The organism is Streptomyces sp. NPDC057543 (genome assembly GCF_042801895.1).
In the GTDB taxonomy this organism is placed as follows: domain Bacteria; phylum Actinomycetota; class Actinomycetes; order Streptomycetales; family Streptomycetaceae; genus Streptomyces.
Window position 1 is genome coordinate 31,994 of the sequence record NZ_JBHVFF010000043.1, and the last position, 6,000, is coordinate 37,993.

4 protein-coding genes are annotated in these 6,000 nt (G+C 66.1%); all 4 read left to right on the forward strand.

The window, feature by feature from the left end:
• The first annotated feature begins 196 nt into the window (after positions 1-196).
• The 4 genes from ACFU8Q_RS10520 to ACFU8Q_RS10535 are packed head-to-tail and all read left to right on the forward strand — an operon-like array spanning position 197 to position 5,980.
• Positions 197-1,180 carry an ABC transporter permease gene (locus tag ACFU8Q_RS10520; protein WP_384450763.1) on the forward strand — a complete coding sequence of 328 codons (984 nt, stop codon included), beginning with the start codon at positions 197-199 and terminating at the stop codon, positions 1,178-1,180.
• A gap of 1 nt (position 1,181) precedes the next feature.
• The gene (locus tag ACFU8Q_RS10525; protein WP_384450754.1) at positions 1,182-2,138 is read left to right on the forward strand and encodes an ABC transporter permease; all 957 of its coding nucleotides are present in this window, start codon (positions 1,182-1,184) and stop codon (positions 2,136-2,138) included.
• The gene (locus tag ACFU8Q_RS10530; protein WP_384450757.1) at positions 2,135-4,261 is read left to right on the forward strand and encodes a dipeptide ABC transporter ATP-binding protein; all 2,127 of its coding nucleotides are present in this window, start codon (positions 2,135-2,137) and stop codon (positions 4,259-4,261) included. The genes ACFU8Q_RS10525 and ACFU8Q_RS10530 overlap by 4 nt, the downstream gene beginning before the upstream one ends.
• 21 nt (positions 4,262-4,282) lie before the next feature.
• On the forward strand, positions 4,283-5,980 hold the full coding sequence (locus tag ACFU8Q_RS10535) for an ABC transporter family substrate-binding protein (protein ID WP_384450760.1): 1,698 nt from the start codon (positions 4,283-4,285) through the stop codon (positions 5,978-5,980).
• The last annotated feature ends 20 nt before the right edge of the window (positions 5,981-6,000 follow it).

The following is a 6,000-nucleotide window of genomic DNA, read 5'->3' on the forward strand; positions in this document are numbered from 1 at the left end:
TTCGCCTACCTGCGCAGCTCCGTCAGCAGGCCTCAGGCTCGTACACCGGAACGGTTTCGCACAACTCATTTTCTGACCCCCGAGGATCCGCACGTCCTGTCCGAGCGCTCGCGACCCGGTGCCCGGTCAACGCGGCCAAGCGTCCAGTCACTCACCGGATTTGCGGGCCCTGATTTTCAAGAAAGGCCGGCTCACAGTGCTGCGTTACATCGCCCGCAAAGCCGTCGGCTGGTTTTTGATGATCGCTGTCGCAACCAACCTCACGTATTTCCTCGCTAACGCATTTCTTAAGCCTGCGTCGAACTACACCGCGTTGCGACCGCCTCGAACTCCAGCCCAGATCAACCAGTCGCTGGCGCTTTACAATCTCAATCCAGACAAACCGATCATGGATCGGTGGTGGCACTGGATCACTCAGATCGTGACTCATTTCGACTGGGGCCAGTCGCCAACCGGGGGCAGCGTCAACGACCAGGTCTCCTACCGGATCTTCGTCAGCGGCCAACTCGTCCTGGCCTCGACGATCCTGTCCATCATCATCGGTGTCGGGCTGGGCGTCTACACCGCGTCGCGCCAGTACAAGGCCGGCGACCGGGTATGGCAGGGCATCTCCGTGATCTCCTTCAACACGCCCTCCGCGGTGGCCTCGCTCGGCGTGGTGCTCGCGGCCATCGCGCTCAACCAGTCCCTCGGCAGCACGCTGCTGCCCGTCGCCGGAGCGCAGAGCCCCGATGTCGTCGGGTTCTGGCCGGTCCTGGGGTCACGGGCGATGCACGCGATTCTTCCCACGATCTCGCTGACGTTCATCTCGTACGCCGGATACCACCTGTTGCAGCGCTCTCTGCTGCTGGACCACATCAACTCCGACTACGTGCGTACCGCACGGTCCAAGGGACTGACGCGGAAGCAGGCCATCTACCGGCACGGGCTGCGGACCTCGATCATTCCCGTCGCCACTCAGGTCGCGTTCGCGATGCCCGCGCTCTTCACCGGCGCGGTCATCACGGAAACGGTCTTCGCGTGGCATGGCATGGGTGAGTACTTCACCAAGACCATCAGCACGAACGACGTGCACGGCGTCGTCGCTGTCGCAGCCTTCGGTGCCCTCATGACGGCCATCGGCGCGATCCTGGCCGACCTCGTCGTCGTGGCCCTCGACCCCAGGATCAGGGTGAGCTGACGTGGCCATCAACATGCCCGGCGCCGGAACCGCCCCCGAAGAGGCGCGCCCCGAGACCGCCGAAGCACTGGAACCGGGAAGGGCCGGAACCGGTGGCAAGCGCCTCTCCCCCTCCCGGCTCTACATGCGGCGCTTCGCGCGCAACAAGCCCGCGCTCGGCGGTCTGATCCTCTTCGTCCTGCTCGTGTTCTTCTCGGTGTTCGGCCGGTATCTGACCCAATGGGACCACATGGAGGCGGACTTCACCGCGCTCTCCGTCGCCCCCGGGGTCGGGGGCCATCTCCTGGGCACCAACGGCGCGGGCAACGACGTCTACGCCCAGCTCGTGCACGGCCTCGGCAGGTCGCTGATCATCGCCGTGACGGTGTCGCTCCTGACCACCGCCATCGCCGGTCTGTTCGGCACCACCGCCGCCTACTTCGGCGGGAAGATCGAGCGGGCGATGCTCGGTTTCGTGCACTTCCTGCTCATCCTGCCCTCGTTCCTCATCATCGCCCTGGTCGGTACGCACTACCGGGGTGAGTGGCAGGTTCTGGTCGTGGTCCTCACGCTGTTCGGCTGGATGCTCACCGCCCGGGTGATCTGGTCCCTGGCCACGTCCCTCCGGGAGCGCGAGTACGTGATGGCGGCCCGCTTCATGGGCGTCAGCCCGATCCGCACCATCATCCGCCACCTCGTACCGAACATCGGGTCCCTGCTGATCGTGACGTTCACCCTCGGTGTCGCCTCGACCGTGCAGTCCGAGACGGCACTCTCCTTCATCGGATTCGGCGTCAAGCAGCCCGACGTGTCCCTGGGTTCCATGCTTGCCGACGGGCAGAACACGCTGTCCACCGCTCCCTGGTTGTTCTACCTGCCGGCGGCCCTGGTGGTGCTGCTCACCGTGGCCATGGCCCTCATCGGTGACGGTCTGCGCGACGCCCTGGACCCCACATCGCAGTCTGGAGGCCGCGCATGATCGAGCAGCGCGCTGTCACGACCGAGCCCGGCACCCAGCGGGCCCTGCTGTCCGTGCGTGATCTGAAGGTCGCCTTCCCCTCGGAGGCCGGCCGGGTGGACGCCGTTCGCGGTGTCTCCTTCGACCTGCACCGCGGCAAGACCCTCGGCATCGTGGGCGAATCCGGTTCGGGCAAGTCCGTCACGTCGATGGCCGTCATGGGGCTGCTTCCCGAGTACGCCTCGGTCACCGGCGAGATCATGCTCGACGGGAAGAACCTCCTCGACCTGGACGACCGGCGGATGTCCAAGGTCCGCGGTCAGCGGATCGGCATGATCTTCCAGGACCCGCTCTCGTCGCTCACTCCGATCTTCAGCATCGGGGCCCAGATCGTCGAGTCCCTCCAGATCCACCAGGAGATCTCGTCCGCAGCCGCCTGGAAGCGGGCCGTCGAGCTGCTGGACCTGGTCGGCATCCCCAACCCGGACCGCCGCGCCAAGGGGTTCCCGCACGAGTTCTCGGGCGGCATGCGGCAGCGGGCCGTGATCGCCATGGCCATCGCGAACGACCCCGACCTGATCATCGCCGACGAGCCGACGACCGCCCTGGACGTCACCGTGCAGGCCCAGATCCTCGACGTCCTCAAGACGGCCCAGCGCGAGACCGGCGCCGCGGTCATCATGATCACCCACGACCTCGGGGTGGTGGCCGGCTCCGCCGACGACGTCATGGTGATGTACGCCGGTCGCCCGGTCGAGCACGCCGGGGTGGACGAGCTCTTCGCGCAGCCCCGGATGCCGTACACCATCGGCCTGATGGGCGCGATCCCCCGCCTGGACGACCGCGACAGGGAAGCGCTGACCCCGGTTCCGGGTACTCCGCCGCTCCTGGTGGACCTTCCCGACGCCTGTCCGTTCGCGGCGCGCTGCCCCGCGGTCGAGGACGACTGCCGGGAGGCCGAGCCGCCGCTGCTGGCCATCGCCGGGAGTGACGCCGGTGCGGGGCACTCGACGGCCTGCCGGCGTGCCGCGGAGATCCGTGACGGCGCCATCGGCGGTGAGCCGATCTACCCCGTCCCGGCCGAGCGGGAGAGCCGCGTCGCGGACGTCCCCCGTGAGGACCGGCCGAAGGTCCTGGAACTCTCCGGTGTCACGAAGACCTTCCCGCTCACCAAGGGCGGCCTGCTCAAGCGCAAGGTGGGCACGGTCTTCGCGGTCAACGGCATCGACCTGGACATCCGCGAGGGAGAGACGCTCGGGCTGGTCGGCGAGTCGGGGTGCGGGAAGACCACCACTCTGCTGGAGATCATGGGGCTGAAGCCGCCCGAGCAGGGCAGCATCGCCGTCTGCGGCCAGGACACGGCCGACCTGAAGCGGAAGCAGGACATCAGCGCCGTCCGCCGCAACATCCAGATGGTGTTCCAGGACCCCATGGGCGCGCTGGACCCCCGCATGACGGTCTTCGACATCCTCGCGGAACCGCTCCGCGCGATCGGCGAACGCGACAAGGAGGTGCTCAGCACCAAGGTCGCGGACCTCATGGAGCTGGTGGGGCTCGACCCCGAGCACCGTGACCGCTTCCCCTCCGCATTCTCCGGCGGACAGCGGCAGCGCATCGGCATCGCCCGGGCGCTCTCCACCAAGCCCCAGCTGCTCGTGCTCGACGAGCCGGTCTCGGCTCTCGACGTCTCGGTGCAGGCCGGCGTCATCAACCTGCTCAACGACCTCAAGGCCGAGCTGGGCCTGTCCTACCTCTTCGTCGCCCACGACCTGTCGGTGGTGTGCCACATCTCCGACCGTGTGGCGGTGATGTACCTGGGCCGGATCGTCGAGATCGGGGCCACCGACTCCGTCTTCGACAACCCCAGGCACCCCTACACCAAGGCGCTCCTCTCCGCGATCCCCCTGCCCGATCCGGTGGCCGAGCGCACCCGGGAACGCGTCCTCCTGGAGGGCGACCTTCCCAGTCCCACCGACGAACGGCCCGGTTGCCGGTTCGTCTCCAGGTGTCCGCTCCACACGACGTTGTCGGAGCCGCAGAAGGAGCAGTGTCGCGGGGTCACTCCTCTGCTCACCGAGAGGGGGGACCCGGACCACCGCGACGCATGCCATTTCGCGGGCACGACCACGTCTGTCGACAACTAAGTCAGAAAGGCCAAGGCCGTCATGAGAAAGATCTCCCTGAGCCTGGTGGCGCTCGCCGCCACCTCTTCCCTCGTCCTCTCCGGGTGCAGCAGCGACTCCGGCGACTCCGGGCAGGAGAAGTCCAAGGGCGCCACCTCCGAGAAGGACGTCCTGACTTCGTACAACCCCCAGCCTGCGAGCAACCTGAAGCAGGGGGGCAAGATGACGCTTCCCATCGTGGAGATCCCCGATCAGCTCAACCACCTGCAGGGCAACGCTTCGCTGTACACAGCGAAGATCGCCTGGTTCTACACGCCGCAGCTGTCCTTCAACGACCCCAAGGGCAACATCACCTTCAACAAGGACTACCTGACCGACGTCAAGCAGGAGACGGTGGGTGGCGACACCCAGGTCACGTACACCATCAACCCGAAGGCCAAGTGGAACGACGGCCAGGACATCGACTGGACCGCGTTCCGTGACACCTGGACCGCGCTCAACGGGAAGAACAAGGAGTACAACGTCTCGTCCACGGACGGGTACTCCAGCATCACCTCGGTGAAGAAGGGCAAGGACGACAAGCAGGCGATCGTCACCTTCAAGGGCGCGTTCGTCTACTGGAAGTCCCTCTTCTACGAGCTCGTCAACCCGCACATCGCCAAGGCCGAGGCCTTCAACAAGGCGTACGTGAACAACCCTCACGCGGAGTGGGGTGCCGGTCCTTACACCATCTCCAAGTTCGACGCCAAGGGCGGCACCGTCTCCTTCAAGCCCAACCCCAAGTGGTGGGGCGATAAGCCGCATCTGGACGAGTTCACCTTCGTGCAGATGGAGTCGAGCGCCAGCATCAACGCCTTCAAGAACGGCCAGATCGACGGGGTCTCGGCGGCCGATGCCGAGGAGCTCAACCAGGTGAAGTCGGTGAAGGGGACCGAGCTTCGCCGCGGCACGACCACCTCCAACAACCTCCTCGTCTTCAACAGCACCTCGCCGCAGCTGAAGGACCTGGCGGTGCGCAAGGCCGTGATGGAGGGAATCGACCGCGCTCAGCTCGCGAAGATCACCTTCCAGGGACTCGGGTACACCGAGCCGCTGCCCGGCTCCTTCACCCTCTTCCCCTTCCAGAAGGGGTACCAGGACACCTTCGGCAAGCTCGTGAAGTTCGACGCCGAGAAGGCGAAGAAGGACCTGGACGCCGCCGGCTGGAAGGCCGGCTCGGACGGTGTGCGTGCCAAGGACGGCAAGAAGCTGGAACTGAGCTTCCCCACCATCGGTGACAGCTCCACCGTCAAGGCCCGTGCCACTGCCATCGCCCAGATGATGAAGAACATCGGCGTCAAGGTGGACATCAAGGCGCACCCCTCCGCCGACTTCAACAAGGTGTTCACCGAGCGCTCCTTCGACATCTTCGGGATGGGCTTCATCTCCAGCGACCCGAACGGCATGCTCTACATCTGCCAGATGTACTGCTCCGACTCGACGCTCAACGTCTCCCGCTCGGTGCCGAAGAGCCTGGACGAGGAGACCAAGGCCGTCACCAACCTGCCGACCCTGGACGAGCAGATCAAGGCCGGCAACGAGGTCGAGATGAAGGCCATGGAGACCTACGGCATCATGCCGCTCCACAACGGCACCACCATCTGGGCCGTCAAGAAGGGGCTCGCCAACTTCGGCGCGGCCCAGTTCTACGGCAGCTACGGCAACCTCGGCCAGCCCGAGCTGATCGGCTGGCAGAAGTAGTAAGCCGCCCTGCCGGGGGC

Bases quoted from the DNA above. Each gene is read 5' to 3' on its own strand.
- ACFU8Q_RS10530 (WP_384450757.1), top strand. From the start codon at position 2,135: ATGATCGAGCAGCGCGCTGTCACGACCGAGCCCGGCACCCAGCGGGCC.
- ACFU8Q_RS10535 (WP_384450760.1), top strand. From the start codon at position 4,283: ATGAGAAAGATCTCCCTGAGCCTGGTGGCGCTCGCCGCCACCTCTTCC.